Consider the following 16,535-nt stretch of genomic DNA (forward strand, 5'->3'; position numbering starts at 1 on the left):
CTATTTCACGGAGTACAGGGGGTACTCACTTCCTCTTCCCTGATCGACCCGTAGGAGAATTCTCTATCTACATCTCTTTGCGGCGACAGCAAATCAATACCTAAACCTTGGGCATGACGACGCACACCTATAAACAGCGGCCAACTCTTTAACGAAAATGAGTACAGCGAATTAACTCAAACAGAAACTTCCTACATAAACCTCAGACACACCTACAAAATAATACTTAATAGGCCAAAGCGGCGGCAAAACCATGACTTGTATAGACAGAAACGATAAACATTCGGAATAACAATTACAATCACTCGTTACAAATATATTGATTTGCAAGTTAATTACAGAACAAATATCTAGATCCCAATATACAAAAAGACATTTCCCACACAGCAAATAGATACCAACTGACAGACACGGCAATCAAAGTTGGGAAGTAAGTGTTGGGAAGTAAGTAGCGGAGATAGAGAACCGACGGCGACCGCACACGATAGCGTTTAGTCAGACACACCACTTTCGCCGGCCTCGTGACTTGGGTGTGACCTGAGCTGTGCGCGAGCGTGGCGTCCGCAAAAGGGGGGGATGCGTTTCTTGTAAGAGCTGCCGAAGGCTGCGAAGCATTCATTCAGGCATACCGCAATCGCAGCCTTCGGCAGTCTTACCGATCACTTTTGAGCTGTGTCAGGGTTGCTGCGCCCAGTCAGTTGCCGGCAAGCACCGCGTCGACCTTCATGCCACGACGCATGCCGAATACAGCGGCTGTCGCCAGGCCAACCGCGCCCATGATTGCGACGTAGCCAACACATACCCAAGGGCTCCATGGCATCAGCGCAATCAGCATCAAGGGTGTGGTGCTGGCCCAGAGCGCGTAAGCAATGTTGTAGGTGAACGAGATGCCCGACACCCGAATAGTGGCCGGGAACAAACCGACCATGACCGAAGGCACCACGCCAACGATGCCGCAGGCCAGCCCTGCCAGTGCGTAGGCAATACCCGGCGCCAACCATTGGCCGATCAGGCTCGCGTAAAGCAGACCGATGCCCAGCGGCAGCAACAGGCTGTAGACAATTACCCCGCGCCATGCGCCGATGCGATCCACCAGCATGCCGGCCAGCACACAGCCGATATTCAGAAACACGATGCCCAGGCTACTGAGGGCAAAGGTATCGCTGGCGCTCATGCCAAAGCGCTTTTGCATGACGGTCGGGGTAATCACCACCAGCACCACCACAGCAGAGGTCAGCACGCAGGTCAGCAATGCTGCGGGCAGCAGCGATTGGCGATGCTCGCGCAGCACGGCTGTCAGCGGGAACTCCGTGGCGGCTTCACGCTGAGCATGCATGGCCATGAACACCGGCGTTTCGCTTAGCCAACGGCGCAGCCATACGCCAATAATACCGAAGGCGCCGCCCAGCAGGAAAGGAATTCGCCACGCGTAATCAAGGATTTCCGCCGGGGTGAAGACCTTTGCCAGCCAGGTGGCGACCAGCGCGCCCAACAGATAACCGAAGGTCAGACCCGCTTGCAGCACGCCCAAGGCATAACCGCGATGGCCTTTCGGGGCGTGTTCGGCCACAAACACCCACGCGCTGGGAACCTCACCACCCACCGCCGCACCTTGCAGAATGCGCAGCGCGAGCAGGATCAGCGGTGCCCAATATCCGATTTGCTCATAAGTAGGCATTATCCCGACCAACAGGCAAGGCAGCGCCATCATCAGGATGCTCAGGCTGAACACCCGCTTGCGACCCAACCGGTCGGCAAAGTGGGCCATCAAAATGCCGCCCAGCGGACGCGCCAGATAGCCGGTCACGAAAATCCCGAAGCTTTGCAGAAGACGCAGCCACTCGGGCATTTCCGGGGGGAAGAACAGTTGGCTGAGGGTCAGCGCGAAGAAGACGAAAATGATGAAGTCATAGATTTCCAGCGCCCCGCCCAGCGCCGCAAGGCCCAGGGTTTTGTAGTCAGCCCGGGACAGCGGCTGAGGACGTGGTCGAACAATGGCCGTCATAAGGACCCCGGTCACGGAAGAGAGAGGACGCGACACTGCGTCGCAGGGCGCGAAGAATAGCAAAACGGCGGGCAATGGCTAGGGGGTTGGATGAGTGATTGCCAAGGCAGAATGGTCGGATCGACGCCCGTTCTACTAAATGGCTTGAGAGCTGTCACTTGCCTGACCCTCAAGCCAGTCCAGAAATGCCTTCACGGGCGGTTGCCGTTCACGACCCGGCGTGCAAACGGCAACATAAGTTGGCCCAGATAAGCTGATATCCGGGCGATAGGGCTTCAGCAGTCCCTTGGAAACGCTTTCCGCCACCAGTACGTTACTGGCCAGCACAAGCCCATGCCCGGCAATAGCCGCGTTCAAAGCGAAATGTTCATCGTCGTATTCACGCAGCAAAGCCTGATTCAACCATTGATGATGGCCTGCCGCTGCACACCAGGTAGTCCAATCCACAGCAAAGCCGCCGGGAATCTGCCAACGCAGGCTGATCAATTGCACCCTGTCTTGTGTGGCCGGATCTGCCAGGCCAGGGGCGGCGTACACCGCAAAACGCTCAGTCATCAGCGGTTGGCTGACCAATGCCGGATCGGTACGACTTGAAGTGCGAATGGCCAGATCGACGCAAGAGTCACGCAATAAATCCACCAGTTCGTTGCTCGTTTCAACCCGCACATTGATGTGCGGCTGGGCCTGATAGAAATCACCCAGCCTTGGGATCAACCACGATGCGGCGAGCGCTGGCGTTGTCGATAGCACCAGCGTGTGGTGGTCCGGCCGAAACTGCAGACCGGCGAGGCTTTGACTCATGTCCAGCAAGGCACGGTGAGCATCACGATACAGGCGCTCGCCATCGTCAGTCAGTTGCACACCTTTACCCAATCGCTCAAACAGCAGCGTTCCTAGCCAGGCCTCTAACGCTTTGACCTGATATGAAACCGCGGCAGGCGTTACAAAAAGCTCTTCAGCGGCCGCTTTGAAACTTCCTGACCGGGCGGCTGCCTCGAAGGTGCGCAACGCAGTCAGCGGTATTTTGGCGAACACAGGCAGCCTCACAGCACACATCAAATGAATTGAACGAGGCTCAATTTATCTCATTTTTGCGCCACATGATCCGTCGTTAGGGTGGCTGGGAACTCACTGCCGAAATGGAAGCCGCTCATGCAAGGTCCCACCCGCAAAATCGTCCAAGCCGTGCTTTATGAGTTGATTGCTATCGGTGTCTTGTCGCCTTCGCTGTCCTGGGCTTATGACGAAAGCCTGGTTTACTCAGGCGCACTGTCGGTGCTGCTCTCGGCCACCGCTTTGGTCTGGAACATGGTTTACAACTGGGGATTCGAATACTGGGAAGCACGCCAGCCGCAACGCAGCCGAACATGGCAGCGCAGGCTGCTGCACTCTCTGGGCTTTGAGGGCGGATTGACGTTGATGTTGATCCCGGTGATCGCCAGCTGGCTGGATATTTCCTGGTGGTCGGCACTGGCAACCAATCTGGCATTGTTCGTTTTTTTCTTCTTTTACGCATTAGTGTTTCAGTGGACATTTGATCGATTGTTTGATGTTCCACTTTCAGCCAAACCGCAGTCCCCAACAATCAAGCAGCACTGTCCATGAATATTAAGCGTGAATTAAGTATCGCTGGTTAATCTGGCTTCAACAGGCAACGGAACGAATCAGTTGCCTCCGGATCAATAACACCAGATCAATCAAAAGGAATACCCATGAAAACGTTGAATGCCTTGTTTGCTGCTGTTGCCCTTACTGCCGCTGCCGGTGCTGCCCAAGCCGACGTGCGTCCTGATCAGATCCCTGGCCTGCTCAAGTCCGGTGCGATCATGGACTTCGAAAAGCTGAACAAACTGGCGCAGGACAAGCACCCTGGCTTCACCATTCACGACACTGAACTGGACCAGGACAAGCAAGGCAACTACATCTATCAGGTTGAACTGCGCGATGCCAAAGGCGTGGAATGGGACGTGGAAGTGAACGCCAAAACCGGCGCTATCGTGAAGGACAAGCAGGATAACTAATCGTTATTAGTTTGGTTGCTAATTACCTGTAGGACTGAACGTGTTCGGGAAGACGGTGGTGCAGACAGTTAACTAGTTACTGCCTGTACCACCGCATCACCAACAAGTTGGCTCCTGCAGGTTTTTACTGTTTCAAACCTACTTTCAACAACTGTCCGCTGTCTTCATCAGTCAGCACGTATATATAACCATCCGGCCCCTGACGCACATCACGAATGCGTTTCTTCAGTTCGCCCAGCAAACGTTCTTCATGAACGATCTTGCCATCTTCAAACTCCAGCCGAATCAGATCTTCCGATGCCAGTCCGCCGATAAACAGGTTGTGATCCCACGCTTTAAAGCGTGACGCGTCGTAAAACGCCATGCCGCTGATGCCCGGTGATTTCTCCCAAACGTGGAAAGGCTTGACGGTCCCTTCAACAAACTTGCCTTTGGCTTCCGGGATCGGCTCGCCGGAATAGTTGATGCCATGAGTCGCCAGCGGCCAGCCGTAGTTCTGGGCACGCTCGATGATATTTACCTCATCGCCGCCTTTAGGCCCATGTTCGTTGGTCCACAAGGTGCCGGTCCATGGGTTGAGTGCCGCCCCTTGTTGATTACGATGGCCGTAGGACCAGATTTCCGGACGCACGTTTTTCTGACCAACAAACGGGTTGTCATCCGGGACCTTGCCATCGGCAAACAGGCGCACGATTTTGCCTTGTAGTTTGTCCAGATCCTGGGCGGTTGGGCGGTTGTTGTTCTCGCCAAGGGCGATAAACAGGTAGCCGTCACGATCAAAGACGATCCGCGAGCCGAAGTGGTTGCCCACCGACAGTTTGGGCTGTTGGCGGAAAATCACATTGAAGTCTTCGAGTTTGCTCAGGTCCGTTGAAAGACGTCCACGCCCTGCCGCAGTCCCTGCCGTTTTACCGTCTTCACTGCCCTCGGAAAAAGTCAGGTAAACCATACGGTCTTTGGCGAAGTCCGGAGACAGCACCACATCCAGCAAACCACCCTGCCCGTTCGTCCAGACTTTCGGCACGCCAGACAACGGTTCGGACAAGGTGCCGTCAGGCGACACTACTCGCAGGTTGCCTGGTTTTTCAGTGACCAGCATGCCCTTGTTGTCTGGCAGAAAGGCCACGGCCCAAGGATGAGCAAGCCCTTTGGCCACTTCTTCGACACTGATGGTGCCCTCCTCGGTTTTAAAGTCCTGTACCGGACCTGCAGCAGCACTCAGCGGCAAGCTCAACAATGCGCTGGCACACAGCGTAGCGATCAAGGTTTTGCAATGCATGGACGATTCCTTATGTCATGAAAAAGCCCCCGACATGAGGGGGACGCGGGTCTCAATCAGTGTTTTTACGGTTTTGCCCGGTGTTGTTGTCGGACGGGCGAGGTGCTTGTTGCCGGGTTGGGTAGCCGTTGCCGATGCCGCCGTTTTCCAAAGTAGGCGGCCGAGGATTAGGGGCCGTGCTCGGGCCACGCACAGGGGGTGTTGCCGGAACGGTTCCCTGTCGACTATTAGGGTTGGCGCGGTGAATAGGGCTGTTATTGGGATTGCCGTTGTTGAGCGTGCTGTTGGGTAAGGTCTGAGCTTGGGCAACACTGGTCAACCCGGTTGTCAGCAGGCCGCCCAATGTGAGGAGTACGACGCGTCGCGCAAAACTGTTCATCACTTACCTTCTGTTGGAAACGGTAACGATCCGGGTCTTTGATGGCGATTGCACCACTAGGTTCGCCTTCAACAGGGTGGATGATCAACCCGCGCGGGTGTGAGTTTGTAACAAGGATGTGCAGCCACACAGACTCCAACCGCACCATGGAAGCGAATTTATTCGCGAAGAGGCCAGAACATCTGATACATCTTCAGACACATTGAAGCCTTCATCGCGAATCAATTCGCTCCAACAGGGTTCCGCGTTCACACCCAGAGAAAAACATCACCATGACTGACACCACCCAGGCCGCGCCGGCACTGAAGGAAATTTTCAATCGTGCGCGGTTGCAGCACATCGCCGAGCAGACCACTGCGATTTACCCCGCGTTCGATACCCCGGCGTTTCTGGCTCATGTCGCCCACGATCTGGACAGCCAGTCACTGATGCAACGGCTCAACCGCGTCAGTCGCGGCCTGCACGCCGGTTTACCGGCCGAGTACAGCGAGGCGCTGGGGATTCTCTACGAACTCGCGCCGCGCCTGAACAGCAGCTTTGTCAGCCTGATCCTGCCTGAATACGTGGCGCTGTATGGTCAACAGGACTTTGAGCGCTCGATGCAGGCGTTGAAGTTCTTCACCACCTTCGGCTCGTCGGAGTTTGCCGTGCGGCATTTCCTGCGCCTCGACTTCCAGCGTGCCCTGCAGATCATGCAGGGCTGGGCACTGGACGAGAATGAACACGTGCGCAGACTGGCCAGCGAAGGCAGCCGTCCACGTCTGCCGTGGTCATTTCGCCTGGAGACATTGATGATCGACCCGACGCCGGTGCTACCGATTCTCGATAGTCTCAAGACCGACAGCAGCCTCTACGTGCGCAAGTCAGTGGCCAATCATCTGAACGACATCAGCAAGGACAACCCCGACTGGGTGCTGGAACAGATTGAAAGCTGGTCGCTGGACAACCCACACACCGCCTGGATTGCCCGCCACGCGTTGCGCTCACTGATCAAAAAAGGCGATCGTCGCGCGCTGACGATCATGGGCGCCGGGCATAAGCCACAGGTAATTGTCGAGCAGGTCAGCATCACTCCGGGCACGATTCACTTGGGTGACAACCTGAGCCTGGCCTTTCAGTTGACCTCAACGGCAGCGCAAAGCGACTGATCATCGACTACGCCATTCACTACGTGAAGAAATCCGGCGGCACCTCGGCCAAGGTCTTCAAGCTCAAGACTCTGGAACTGGAGCCCGGTGAGTCTGTTGCCGTAACGCGCAAGCTGCAGGTACGCAACTTCACCACCCGCGTGCATTACCCCGGCGTGCATGAACTGGATATCCTGATCAACGGCGAGTGTCTGGCCAGGAGTCGTTTCGAACTGCGCCCTTGAGACCTGCACAAATCTTCCAGACACTGGTATTTCAACCGACGAGAATCCACTCCACAAAAATCCACTGAAACGTGGCGACCCAAACCCGTTTTTTTCAAACGCAGCGCATACCGCCGTAATCACAGGACCCAGCAATGGCCAATAGCAACTGGATCGACTTGAAGCAGGACAGTGAGTCCGGTATCGAGACGATTCGCGCGCATTTTGAGGGTCATGCCTATGATCCGCATTGGCATGACAGCTATCTGGTCGGCATTACCGAGCAGGGCCTCCAGCAATTTCATTGCAGACGTCAGCGCCGTGTCAGTACGCCGGGGCGGATATTTCTGCTTGAGCCGGGTGAAATTCATGACGGCGATGCTCCGTCTCCGGAGGGCTTCACCTACCTGACGCTGTATCTGGACCCGAAGTGGCTGGACCGGGAGTTGCGCTCGCTGTTTGAGCACACCCCGGCGGCCTGCCAGATCAGCTTCGCCGACACGCAAGCTGATGACGCGCGCCTGTCCAGCGCCACCGCCACGGCCTTTCAAATGCTGCATGGCGGTGAAATGCGCATCGTGCGCCAGACTGCTCTGGATGACCTGCTGTCGAACCTGACCCGGCACATGCGCTGGCGCACTCAAGTAACACCCGATCCGCGCTTGCCGTTAGTGGCACAGACCGCTCGCGATTTTCTGCACAGCCATGCCAGCCAGGACATTGGTCTGGATGATCTGGCGCAGGTCACGGGCGTTGACCGGTTTCGTCTGACACGAGCGTTCAAGGCTGCCTTTGGCATCGCGCCCCACGCGTACCTGATCCAGCTGCGTCTGGCGAAGGCGCGGCGTTTACTGGCCAGCGGCCAATCTCCCGCAGAAGTCGCTGCGGCACTGGGTTTTGCCGATCAAAGCCATCTGGGTCGCTGGTTTCAGCGGGCTTACCGGATGACGCCTGCCCATTACCGCAAGCGCTGCTCAAACCTTCCAGACTGACGAAGCAGCGAGGGTGATGATGGCCTGACGATCCATCACCAATGAGCGCTCCATGGAACAGTTTCTGCCCTTTATGCTGTTTGCCTTCGTGTCATCCATCACGCCCGGCCCAACCAATATTCTGGTCATGACCAACACCTCACGCTATGGCTGGACGGGTGTCGGACCTATGGTTCTGGGCGCCTGTGGCGGAGCAGCGGCTCTGGTGTTGTTGGTGGGCACAGGCATCGGCGATGTGTTGGCTCGCCATCAGGGCGTTCAAACCGCGATGTCGTGGCTTGGCATCGCCTGGTTGAGCTGGATGGCGTGGCAGATTTTCCGCGCGCCAGCCAGGGCCATCGACCCGACCCAGACAGACAGCAAAGGCCCGCGACTGGGTCTGATAGGCGCAGCCGGCCTGCAACTGGTCAACCCCAAGACCTGGATGATGGCGTTGGTGGTCGTCAGTGTTTTTGCCGGTACAGAAGCCGATCGGGCCCTGCGCGTGGCATATCTATCATTGCTGTTCTTTCTGATCGCCATCCCGTGCATGACCGCCTGGGCCTGGCTGGGCGTCAGCGCAGCGCGGTTCTGCCAGTCACCGGTGAGCATGCAACGCTTCAACCGCAGCATGGCGCTGTTGCTGCTGGTATCGACGTGGATGACGGTGTGGGTTTGATTCACCCCACTGGCCGGGCCAGGTTGATGGTAAACGTAGTGCCCTCTTCGGCATTGGAGGTCACGCTGACATCGCCCCAGTGGGCGCGAGCGATTTCACGGACGATAAACAGGCCAAGGCCGATGCTCCGGCTCGGGTCATCATCCGCAACGCCGTGCGGCATTGGCTCGAACAGGCCTTCGAGGCGCTCCGGGGGGATGGGCGGGCCGAAGTTGTGCACTGCAATCCTGATCCACTGCGCTTCGAATGCCGAAGTAATCGTGATATCCGCATTGGCTGCGCCATAGGCCACGGCATTGCTCACGAGATTGTCGACCAACTCGAACAACCGGTCGGCGTCAGCCGTACAAAAGCCTTCGCCAATGCATTTATGCACCAGCACCCGTCGGGGAAATATCAACCGCTGCTCTTCGACGCTGGCGGCGATCACCTCATGCAGTTGCAGCGGCTGGGGCACCACGGAAATGCCACTGCCAACCCGCGCCTGCGTAAAGTCCAGCAGATCGACAATCAGACGCTGCGCACGCCCCACGGATTGATTGACCAGCCCGAGGCTGCGCTGCTGCTTTTCGCTGAGCGATTCCAGGCCGATCAGCCCGGCCGCCATCTTGATCGCTGCGAGCGGGTTGCGCAGGTCATGACTGACGATAGCCACCATCTGCTCGGCGAAGGTGGCACGAATGTCTGCTTCGGTCTGCGCCAGACGCAGACGGTTCTGCACCGAAGACAGCTCTTTTTGCGATGCCAGTTGCTGTAGCAGCATCTCCTCGGCTGACAGCCGCGTCTGCGTCAACTCACGCTGATACCTATTGCGCTCTTCGCCACTCATCAGCGCCAGATGATGCACCACACCCTGAGGCGTTTCCCGGCGTATGGCGTTGAGCATCATGGTCAGGGCCTGGCCGTCGCGGTGCACCAGATCGAGCTTGATCTCCGACACCGAGCCCTGCGTCGTCAGTAGCGGCCCCCAGTGTGTCTGATAGAAAATCTTGTCGCCCAGCGTCAACAAGTCCTGGAAGCGCGCCCCGGCGATACTCGACTGCTCCAGCCCCAGCCCCAGACAAAAAGTCAGATTGGCCCGCAGAATCGTGCCGTCGTCGCGAGTCAGCAGAAGACCACACGCCGCGCGCTCAAACAGCAGGTCGCTGTCAGTACTCAATTCGACGTCAACCGGCAAAAGTCACCACTCCCGAAGTACCAAGGAACTCATCGATTGCGGCAATACACGCATCAGGGTTGCTCATGTGCGGACAATGCCCAATGTTATCGATGACCCGCAGTGTGCAGTCGGGCATGACCCGCTGCAGATAATCGCCCACATCGAGTGGCGCGATAAAATCCTGATTGCATTGCAGCACCAGGGTTTTGGTCGGCAATTGCGCCACTTCTTTGCGGTGATCGGCCATAAAGGTCACCCGGGCGAACTGCTGGGAAACTTCAGGGTTGGTGCGACAGAAACTCTGGGTCAGCTCCTCGCGCAGTTCAGGCCGGTCAGGAGCGCCCATGATGGCCGGAGCCATGGTCCCTGCCCAACCAAAATAGTTGGCGGCCAGCGTGCTGAGCAGGTTGACGATGTCTTGCCGGGTGAAACCGCCCACATAGTCGCCATCGTTGATGTAGCAAGGCGATGGACCGACCATGACGTGAGCGGCGAAGTGTCCGGGCTCACGCAAGTCTGCAACGACGCCCATCATCGAACTGACCGAATGGCCGACATGAATCACCGGCCCCGGCCCGGCGAACTCCTTGACGATCTCCAGCAGATCGCTGGCGTAGCCGTCCAGCGAGTCGTACTTGCGTTTGTAATAGGCCGACAGATCCGATTGACCGTTGCCCACCAGGTCGTACACCACCACTTTGAATCGCTCGGCGAAATGCGGCGCCATGAACCGCCACATGTTCTGGTCGCAACCGAAGCCATGGGAAAACACGAGGGTTGCAGGCCCCTCTCCCATGACATTGACGTTATTGCGTAACTGCACCGACATCCGTACCCCTCCAGCACTGATCCGAACAAGATCAGATTGCCACTAATGAATGAGACGAGATTAGCATCGTTCCGGAGAGGAACCACTCCTACGAAAGCATCTGCTCGCTGAAAAAGCTTGCCTGCGCACACAGGGCTGCTTCTCAATAGCCCCCTTTCGACCTCACTGTGAACCGCTCATGAGTCAGCTTTACGACGCACGCGGCAATATCTACGCCGTCTGTACACCTCAAGTTCTACGCGAGTTGGGCATCGCCATTGCTGACGACCCGGCCGATGCAGCATTGAGCCGAAGCGAATGGGCCAGCGCAGCAGTGCGTGCACTTTGCAGTTGGCCAGAGGGTGCGCGACCGACAGGCGCTAAAGCGCACCGCTCGGATGGCCTATTGATAGGTCCGTTTGAAGAACAAGGGCCTTTTGATCTGTTGATTGTCAACACTGACGGCACGCTGGCCGAGCGCAGCGGCAACGGCATGACCATCTTTTCCCAGTTCCTGACTGATTACGCTTACGTCGGCACGGAAGGCTTTGAGCTACGGGTTCATCACGATAATCACAACACTGCATCACCGGTGACCACCCAGGTCGAACCCACCCGCATCGATGGCGATTCGGGTTTCTGGCTGGCACTTGGAAGCCCGACGTTCGGACCTCAGGCTGTCGGCGCACTCAGCGCCAGCCTGGAGCCTGTGCTGCTCAATGAGCATGCGGCCAGTCAGGTAAATCCCCTGACGCGGATCAACCCGCAGTGGAACCACAGTGTTTTCGTACGCATCGGCAATCCTCATTGCGTCACGCTGATAAACGATCCAGCAGATTTGCCTGCGTTCGAAGCGTTGCATGAGCAGGAGCTGAACGCGGCGTTGACGCGTATTGCCTTTGCCAAAGGTGAACTCGGCACAGGCGAACCTTGCCCGGCCGGGGTGAACCTGCAATGGGCGTGGGGGCAGTCAGCAAGTCAGGTCGTTGCCAGAGTGTTCGAACGCGGCGAAGGCCCCACCGCATCATCCGGCACTAGCGCCAGCGCTGTGGCCAGCGCCGCCTGGCATGCCGGTTTGGTGGACGCAGGATTGATTCAGGTCAGCATGCCGGGCGGTACAGCGCCGGTCAGGCTGGAAAAACGGGACGGGGCATTGCGGGTTTCGTTGTTCGGGGTGGCGAAGGTGGCTGGGTGAACACCACCATTCTCCGACATTGCGGACATGACCTGTAAGAGCTGCCGAAGGCTGTGATGACGATATGTCAGGAAGATTGCTTGCGCAGCCCTCGGCAGCTCCTACCGGTACATCTTGTCTGACAGGGGGCAGGACACCAGCGTCCTACTCCCCGATATCCTCATTCCACAGTTCAGGCTTGCTCGCGATGAAGCCTTTCATCATGTCTACGCAGGTGTGATTGTCGATCACTTCGACATCCACCCCGCGTGAGCGCAGCAGTTCTTCTTCGCCCATGAACGTCTGGTTTTCACCGACGATGACCTTGCGGATGCCATACAACAGAATCGCCCCGCTGCACATCGAGCAAGGCGACAGCGTGGTGTAAAGCACGGCATCGCGATACACCGTTGCAGGCTGGCGACCGGCATTTTCAAGCGCGTCCATTTCCCCATGTTTGATGGCGCTGCCTTCCTGAACCCGGCGGTTATGTCCACGGCCGATGATCTGGCCGTCATGGACGATGACCGAACCGATGGGAATACCGCCCTCGGCCAGTCCGAGTTGAGCTTCGTCGATTGCGGCCTGCATGAATGGGTCCATGGTTCTACCTCGTTGCCTGAGTCTGAAAAAAAGTAATGTGCATCACTGTGGCAGCCTCGCCATAGCGCTATTCAGCGCTTGCGAGACAAAGTCTTTGAGCAGATCGGCCGAGCGCGCCTTCATGTCCATGCCGACCTCATTCTGTTTGGCCTTGAGCTTGTTAGCCAGCATTGGCTGGTCATCGCCACGGTTGAGTGCGCGCAACTCGTCAGCGCTGAAGGACTGGGCGTAGGCAGCGGCCATGTTGCGATCCCATTGAGCCTGGAACTGCGGCTGCAAACGCTGCAACTCGCCTTTGACCAGCTCTTGCGCCTGCGTCTTGCCAACCGACTCGACAATGCTGCCGAAGGTCGCCGTTCGCGAAGCAACCTGATAACTCAGCCAGCCAAGGCTTTCACCCAGATGCCGATCTTCAACGAACGCTAACGCACTGTCATCGACTTCCGAAGCGCGGGCACTCTGTTGAGTGCTCGCCAGAAAACCCAGCAGCAAGACGAAAAACAGATGCACGGCACCCGACTTGTGCATCGTCATGAAGCCTCCTCTGTTATCCATTCATCCCGATTCAACCGATAAATTCTGACGCCCAAGCGGTGGTACTGGCTGTACACGAATGCGTTGAAACCTGCCTTCTGAATGACTCGCACCGAGGCGATGTTGGCAGGCTGGACAATAGCGATAATCGAGCCCAGGCCAAGCTCTTCAAAGCCATAGGCCAGAGTCGCACGAACAATTTCGGTGGCATAACCTCGCCCCCAGAACTGCGGGGCCAGACGATAACCAATCTCCACCTCTTCGATCCCTTCGACGTTCTCCCGATTGAGCGCGCAGAAGCCCATCAACTCACCACTGGCTTTTTCAACCACCGCCCACGGCCCGAAACCATGAAGCGCGTAAGACTGACACGACCAGTCAACGAACTCAGCCGTTGCGCTCTCACTGAGAACGCCACGTACCGAATAGCGCATGACCTCAGGATCACTCAGGATCTGCGCCATTGGCGGCACATCGGCACCGCTCAACTCACGCAGGATCATGCGCTTGGTCTGTAGAACAACCTCAGTATTCATGTCGCAACTTTCAGCCTTTTCAGGTGCTGCCCGGGTGTCCGACCCTCACAGGCCGCTGCTGACTTTACTGGCCACTTCGGCAGGCACCCAGGCCTTCCAGACGTCAGGGTGTTGCTTGAGAAACAACTGGGCAACCTCTTTAGGCTGCTGGCGCTTCTCGCTCATCTGACCCAATGTCTGGTTGAGCAGATCAATGGGCAGGTCGACTTTTTCGAAGAACGCTACAAGGTCCGGATACTGTTTGTGGAATGCATCAGAGACGCCGATGCTCAAGCGCGGCTCCAGTGAACGGGTGCCTCGTGGATTCGGGTTATTGGCATCGGCCAGGGTTTTCCATGCTTCAGCGTCGAACGGCGGCTCTTCCAGTTTGATCAGCTTGAAGCGGCCCAGCAGCGGGGTTGGCGACCAGTAGTAGAACAAGACTGGCTTGCCGCGATGAATCGACGAACTGACCTCGGCATCCAGTGCAGCGCCCGAACCGGTACGGAAGTTCACGTAACTGTCGTTCAGACCATACGCTTTGAGCTTTTGGGTGTTGACGATTTCTGAGGTCCAACCCGTCGGACTGTTGAGGAAACGGCCTTTGTCTGGGGACTCGGGGTCTTTGAAGACGTCTTTGTAGCGCGGCAAGTCAGCCACGGACTTGAGGTCCGGAGCGAGTGGTTTGATGCCTTTGGCCGGGTCGCCCTTGATCACGAACTCCGGCACCCACCAACCTTCGGTCGCGCCTTTGACGATATTGCCCAGACCGTGCACCTTGCCTTCAGCTTCGGCCTTGACCCAGGCCGGGCTGCGTCCGGCCCACTCTTCACCAATGACCTGAATATCGTTTTTTGCCAGCGCGGCTTCCAGGCTCACCGTACTGCCCGGCAGCGTATCAGTGGGATAGCCGTAACCTTTCTCGACGATGGTGCGCAGGATTTCGGTGATCAGGCTGCCGCTTTCCCACGTGATGTCGCCGAAGTTGATCGGCGCTGTCTTGTCCGCCGCACTAGCGGGCTGGCCCAGCAGGCCCAGGGCCAGAAGTGAACAGCCGAGCAGCGTTCTGATTGATGTCATGGTCACCTCTGGATGGCCGGAACCGGCCTGACTGGGAATACAGTGATATGTAGGGTTGAAAGGTACGACATCTCAATACGACGATAAGTTGTACTCATGTCCAGGCGACGTGCCGGAAGATTCGCGTCAGGCCCCTCTCGCCAACAAGTTGCCTCCTACCTTAAAAAGCTAATGAAGGCAGCCCTTGCTCGGCCGCCTGACGTTCATAGTCGAGCAATATCTGATAATCATCTTCATGGGCTGCCAATACCTGACTGATCGCCAGCGCCTGTGCGACATCCGGCAAGTCCGACAAGGCCTGATTCATGGCGTGACGGATGACTTCGGCCTGAGCGACATCAACGCTCAACGCCGTGATGAAGGGCAGGCATGGGCCATGTGCAGTGCGCGTCAGGATACGCAAGCCGCTGACTTCTTCGCTGGCATCACGGGCCAGATAGTCAAAGGTCACGCTATCGATGGCGGCAATATCACCCCGCCGCTCCTTGAGCCAGTGCAGGCTGTGGCGATGGCCGCCGGTAAGGGACACCTGCGAGAAAAACAGCCCGTTTTGCTGGAGCGGTGCAAGGGTGTGCCGCAACAGGTTCATGCCGGAGTTGGAGTCTTCACTATTGATCAGGCCATGACTGCCGAGAAAATCCGCAAGTGAGCCACGAGGGTCATCAGCGCGGACCACCAGCAAGCTGCAATGCAGGCCATCGGCGCTATGGGGCAGTTCATAGACAGGCCGCCCGATCAGGCGAACCTTGCCGCGCAACAGCGTCATCAACGGATAACCGCAGGTCTGTGCGAGCAGTAGTTGTGGGGACAACCAGAGTTCAGGCAGATCAAGCGCGACGCCTTGCAAACGCTGTGCGCCGAGCACTTCGAAAATCCGCGCCAGCCACGCCTCGCTGGCCTGCGCAACGCGCTCTGGTGCGCTGTACATCGGTAATTCGGCAAAACCCTGAATCATGGCAAATCCGGTCAAAGCGGTTGAGCCAACCATAGATGAAAAATGCGGAGCGTGCGCGGGAGGCGAATAAACAATGGCCTATGAGCAACCGGGGACGCGTCGCAAACACCACAAATGCTGAAGTGGAACGCATTCCTGTGGGAGCGGTGCTTGCCCGCGATAAGAACAACATGGTCTAAAGTAAATCGCGTCCAGCCTTATCGCGGGCAAGCACCGCTCCCACAGGTTTTTTCAGCTGCGCACAAATGGTCATCTTCAGCCGTTTGGGATCAATGCCCAAAAAGCCCGGTATCGGACTTCTTGGCTTTTTTGTCGGCGCGTTTTTCGTCGGCGGTCTTGGCGGGCTTTTTCTTGGCGGCTTTCTTTGAATCCATACCTTTGCTCATGATGCATGCTCCAGGGTTAAGGATCTGGCCTCTGTTATACACCCATTCGACGCTATGATACGGACCCATTCTTGCCGCCCCCTCTGAAGTGCGCCCAGCCCCATGTCCGAGATTGAAATCTGCCTGCTGCCGCCGCTCTGCCAGCCTCTGCTGGACAAGTTCTACCGCGCCCATCGCTCGCCCATGCGTTCGTCTGGCGCGGCGCAGATGTGGGTAGCGCGGCAGCAGGAAATCATCGGCGCACTGAGTCTTACTCCGGTGGCGGAAGGACATTGGTTAACCGGGCTGTTCGTGGCACCGCAGTGGCGAGGGCAGGCGATTGCGAGGCGCTTGATCGTCAATGCTCTGGAAGAGTTGCACGGTCCGGTCTGGCTGTTTTGCCATCCGGACCTGGTGGGGTTTTACGAGCAGTCAGGCTTTGCGTCCGAAACAAATTTACCGCCGATGTTGGCGGACAAACTGGCGCGGTATCAGCGGACTAAAGATTTGGTAGCCATGCGCTGGGAGCGGCAGACATAGACCTGTTGTCCCTGACACCACGCTGTCGCGCATCAAACAATGGACCTGTAGGAGCGCACGAGTACCGCGAGGCCGCGATGGCGGCGTATCAGGCAGGACGCCATCGCGGCCTCGCGG

The 16,535-nt window shown here is 57.4% G+C and carries 17 protein-coding genes and 1 pseudogene; 7 read left to right on the forward strand and 11 right to left on the reverse strand.

From position 1 onward, the window contains the following. Nucleotides 1-694: 694 nt before the first annotated feature. Nucleotides 695-2,005 (reverse strand): MFS transporter, encoded by a 1,311-nt coding sequence (locus AUC60_RS18190; RefSeq protein WP_087270575.1) that lies wholly within the window; start codon nt 2,003-2,005, stop codon nt 695-697. 135 nt (nt 2,006-2,140) lie between these two features. Continuing rightward, on the reverse strand, nt 2,141-3,040 hold the full coding sequence (locus tag AUC60_RS18195) for a LysR substrate-binding domain-containing protein (RefSeq protein ID WP_087270787.1): 900 nt from the start codon (nt 3,038-3,040) through the stop codon (nt 2,141-2,143). A 117-nt stretch (nt 3,041-3,157) separates the two neighbouring features. Between AUC60_RS18195 and AUC60_RS18200 the strand changes: the two genes are divergently transcribed. Together AUC60_RS18200 and AUC60_RS18205 are read left to right on the forward strand one after the other, a co-directional pair. Then, the gene (locus AUC60_RS18200; protein ID WP_087270577.1) at nt 3,158-3,610 is read left to right on the forward strand and encodes a PACE efflux transporter; all 453 of its coding nucleotides are present in this window, start codon (nt 3,158-3,160) and stop codon (nt 3,608-3,610) included. A 107-nt stretch (nt 3,611-3,717) separates the two neighbouring features. Then, nucleotides 3,718-4,026: a PepSY domain-containing protein gene (locus tag AUC60_RS18205; RefSeq protein ID WP_087270580.1), complete on the forward strand. Its 309-nt coding sequence runs from the start codon at nt 3,718-3,720 to the stop codon at nt 4,024-4,026. A 124-nt stretch (nt 4,027-4,150) separates the two neighbouring features. Here AUC60_RS18205 and AUC60_RS18210 read toward each other — a convergent pair whose 3' ends face one another. Together AUC60_RS18210 and AUC60_RS18215 are read right to left on the reverse strand one after the other, a co-directional pair. Continuing rightward, nucleotides 4,151-5,305, reverse strand: coding sequence for a PQQ-dependent sugar dehydrogenase (locus tag AUC60_RS18210; protein WP_087270583.1), 1,155 nt, complete (start codon nt 5,303-5,305; stop codon nt 4,151-4,153). Nucleotides 5,306-5,357: 52 nt separating this feature from the next. Further along, on the reverse strand, nt 5,358-5,684 hold the full coding sequence (locus AUC60_RS18215; RefSeq protein WP_087270586.1) for a hypothetical protein: 327 nt from the start codon (nt 5,682-5,684) through the stop codon (nt 5,358-5,360). A 272-nt stretch (nt 5,685-5,956) separates the two neighbouring features. Between AUC60_RS18215 and AUC60_RS18220 the strand changes: the two are divergent. The 3 genes and pseudogenes from AUC60_RS18220 (at nt 5,957) to AUC60_RS18230 (ending at nt 8,685) form a co-directional block, all read left to right on the forward strand. Continuing rightward, nucleotides 5,957-7,056: pseudogene (locus AUC60_RS18220) on the forward strand (DNA alkylation repair protein). A gap of 134 nt (nt 7,057-7,190) precedes the next feature. After that, the gene (locus AUC60_RS18225; RefSeq protein ID WP_087270589.1) at nt 7,191-8,027 is read left to right on the forward strand and encodes an AraC family transcriptional regulator; all 837 of its coding nucleotides are present in this window, start codon (nt 7,191-7,193) and stop codon (nt 8,025-8,027) included. A gap of 52 nt (nt 8,028-8,079) precedes the next feature. Then, nucleotides 8,080-8,685, forward strand: coding sequence for a LysE family translocator (locus AUC60_RS18230; RefSeq protein WP_087270592.1), 606 nt, complete (start codon nt 8,080-8,082; stop codon nt 8,683-8,685). Between the two features lies 1 nt (nt 8,686). On the opposite strand, the gene AUC60_RS18235 is transcribed toward AUC60_RS18230, so the two are convergent. Together AUC60_RS18235 and AUC60_RS18240 are read right to left on the reverse strand one after the other, a co-directional pair. Then, nucleotides 8,687-9,862, reverse strand: coding sequence for a PAS domain-containing sensor histidine kinase (locus tag AUC60_RS18235; protein WP_087270595.1), 1,176 nt, complete (start codon nt 9,860-9,862; stop codon nt 8,687-8,689). Beyond that, the gene (locus AUC60_RS18240) at nt 9,852-10,673 is read right to left on the reverse strand and encodes an alpha/beta fold hydrolase (protein WP_087270598.1); all 822 of its coding nucleotides are present in this window, start codon (nt 10,671-10,673) and stop codon (nt 9,852-9,854) included. Before AUC60_RS18240 ends, AUC60_RS18235 begins: the two co-directional genes overlap by 11 nt. A 178-nt stretch (nt 10,674-10,851) precedes the next feature. Here AUC60_RS18240 and AUC60_RS18245 point away from each other — a divergent pair, with 178 nt between their 5' ends. Continuing rightward, the gene (locus AUC60_RS18245; RefSeq protein ID WP_087270601.1) at nt 10,852-11,847 is read left to right on the forward strand and encodes a diaminopimelate epimerase; all 996 of its coding nucleotides are present in this window, start codon (nt 10,852-10,854) and stop codon (nt 11,845-11,847) included. 144 nt (nt 11,848-11,991) lie between these two features. On the opposite strand, the gene AUC60_RS18250 is transcribed toward AUC60_RS18245, so the two are convergent. From AUC60_RS18250 to AUC60_RS18270, 5 genes are all read right to left on the reverse strand, one after another. Next, complete coding sequence (locus tag AUC60_RS18250) at nt 11,992-12,429, reverse strand: nucleoside deaminase (RefSeq protein WP_087270604.1); 438 nt, start codon at nt 12,427-12,429, stop codon at nt 11,992-11,994. A 42-nt stretch (nt 12,430-12,471) separates the two neighbouring features. After that, nucleotides 12,472-12,963, reverse strand: a complete 492-nt coding sequence (locus AUC60_RS18255; protein ID WP_087270606.1) for a hypothetical protein — start codon at nt 12,961-12,963, stop codon at nt 12,472-12,474. Then, entirely contained in the window at nt 12,960-13,499 is a 540-nt protein-coding gene (locus AUC60_RS18260; RefSeq protein ID WP_087270609.1) for a GNAT family N-acetyltransferase, read from the reverse strand. Before AUC60_RS18260 ends, AUC60_RS18255 begins: the two co-directional genes overlap by 4 nt. Nucleotides 13,500-13,544: 45 nt before the next feature. Then, nucleotides 13,545-14,558, reverse strand: a complete 1,014-nt coding sequence (locus AUC60_RS18265) for an ABC transporter substrate-binding protein (RefSeq protein WP_087270612.1) — start codon at nt 14,556-14,558, stop codon at nt 13,545-13,547. Between the two features lie 160 nt (nt 14,559-14,718). Then, the gene (locus AUC60_RS18270; protein ID WP_087270615.1) at nt 14,719-15,513 is read right to left on the reverse strand and encodes a phosphate/phosphite/phosphonate ABC transporter substrate-binding protein; all 795 of its coding nucleotides are present in this window, start codon (nt 15,511-15,513) and stop codon (nt 14,719-14,721) included. Between the two features lie 488 nt (nt 15,514-16,001). On the opposite strand from AUC60_RS18270, the gene AUC60_RS18275 reads away from it, so the two are divergent. After that, complete coding sequence (locus AUC60_RS18275; RefSeq protein WP_087270618.1) at nt 16,002-16,418, forward strand: GNAT family N-acetyltransferase; 417 nt, start codon at nt 16,002-16,004, stop codon at nt 16,416-16,418. Nucleotides 16,419-16,535: the final 117 nt, after the last annotated feature.

Source organism: Pseudomonas caspiana (assembly GCF_002158995.1).
Taxonomy (GTDB): Bacteria; Pseudomonadota; Gammaproteobacteria; order Pseudomonadales; family Pseudomonadaceae; genus Aquipseudomonas; species Aquipseudomonas caspiana.

What these genes read in the sequence shown, in the direction of transcription:
- AUC60_RS18190 (WP_087270575.1), bottom strand. Translation starts at nt 2,005, where the DNA reads ATGACGGCCATTGTTCGACCACGTCCTCAGCCGCTGTCCCGGGCTGAC.
- AUC60_RS18200 (WP_087270577.1), top strand. Translation starts at nt 3,158, where the DNA reads ATGCAAGGTCCCACCCGCAAAATCGTCCAAGCCGTGCTTTATGAGTTG.
- AUC60_RS18205 (WP_087270580.1), top strand. Translation starts at nt 3,718, where the DNA reads ATGAAAACGTTGAATGCCTTGTTTGCTGCTGTTGCCCTTACTGCCGCT.
- AUC60_RS18210 (WP_087270583.1), bottom strand. Translation starts at nt 5,305, where the DNA reads ATGCATTGCAAAACCTTGATCGCTACGCTGTGTGCCAGCGCATTGTTG.
- AUC60_RS18215 (WP_087270586.1), bottom strand. Translation starts at nt 5,684, where the DNA reads ATGAACAGTTTTGCGCGACGCGTCGTACTCCTCACATTGGGCGGCCTG.
- AUC60_RS18225 (WP_087270589.1), top strand. Translation starts at nt 7,191, where the DNA reads ATGGCCAATAGCAACTGGATCGACTTGAAGCAGGACAGTGAGTCCGGT.
- AUC60_RS18230 (WP_087270592.1), top strand. Translation starts at nt 8,080, where the DNA reads ATGGAACAGTTTCTGCCCTTTATGCTGTTTGCCTTCGTGTCATCCATC.
- AUC60_RS18240 (WP_087270598.1), bottom strand. Translation starts at nt 10,673, where the DNA reads ATGTCGGTGCAGTTACGCAATAACGTCAATGTCATGGGAGAGGGGCCT.
- AUC60_RS18245 (WP_087270601.1), top strand. Translation starts at nt 10,852, where the DNA reads ATGAGTCAGCTTTACGACGCACGCGGCAATATCTACGCCGTCTGTACA.
- AUC60_RS18250 (WP_087270604.1), bottom strand. Translation starts at nt 12,429, where the DNA reads ATGGACCCATTCATGCAGGCCGCAATCGACGAAGCTCAACTCGGACTG.
- AUC60_RS18255 (WP_087270606.1), bottom strand. Translation starts at nt 12,963, where the DNA reads ATGACGATGCACAAGTCGGGTGCCGTGCATCTGTTTTTCGTCTTGCTG.
- AUC60_RS18260 (WP_087270609.1), bottom strand. Translation starts at nt 13,499, where the DNA reads ATGAATACTGAGGTTGTTCTACAGACCAAGCGCATGATCCTGCGTGAG.
- AUC60_RS18265 (WP_087270612.1), bottom strand. Translation starts at nt 14,558, where the DNA reads ATGACATCAATCAGAACGCTGCTCGGCTGTTCACTTCTGGCCCTGGGC.
- AUC60_RS18270 (WP_087270615.1), bottom strand. Translation starts at nt 15,513, where the DNA reads ATGATTCAGGGTTTTGCCGAATTACCGATGTACAGCGCACCAGAGCGC.
- AUC60_RS18275 (WP_087270618.1), top strand. Translation starts at nt 16,002, where the DNA reads ATGTCCGAGATTGAAATCTGCCTGCTGCCGCCGCTCTGCCAGCCTCTG.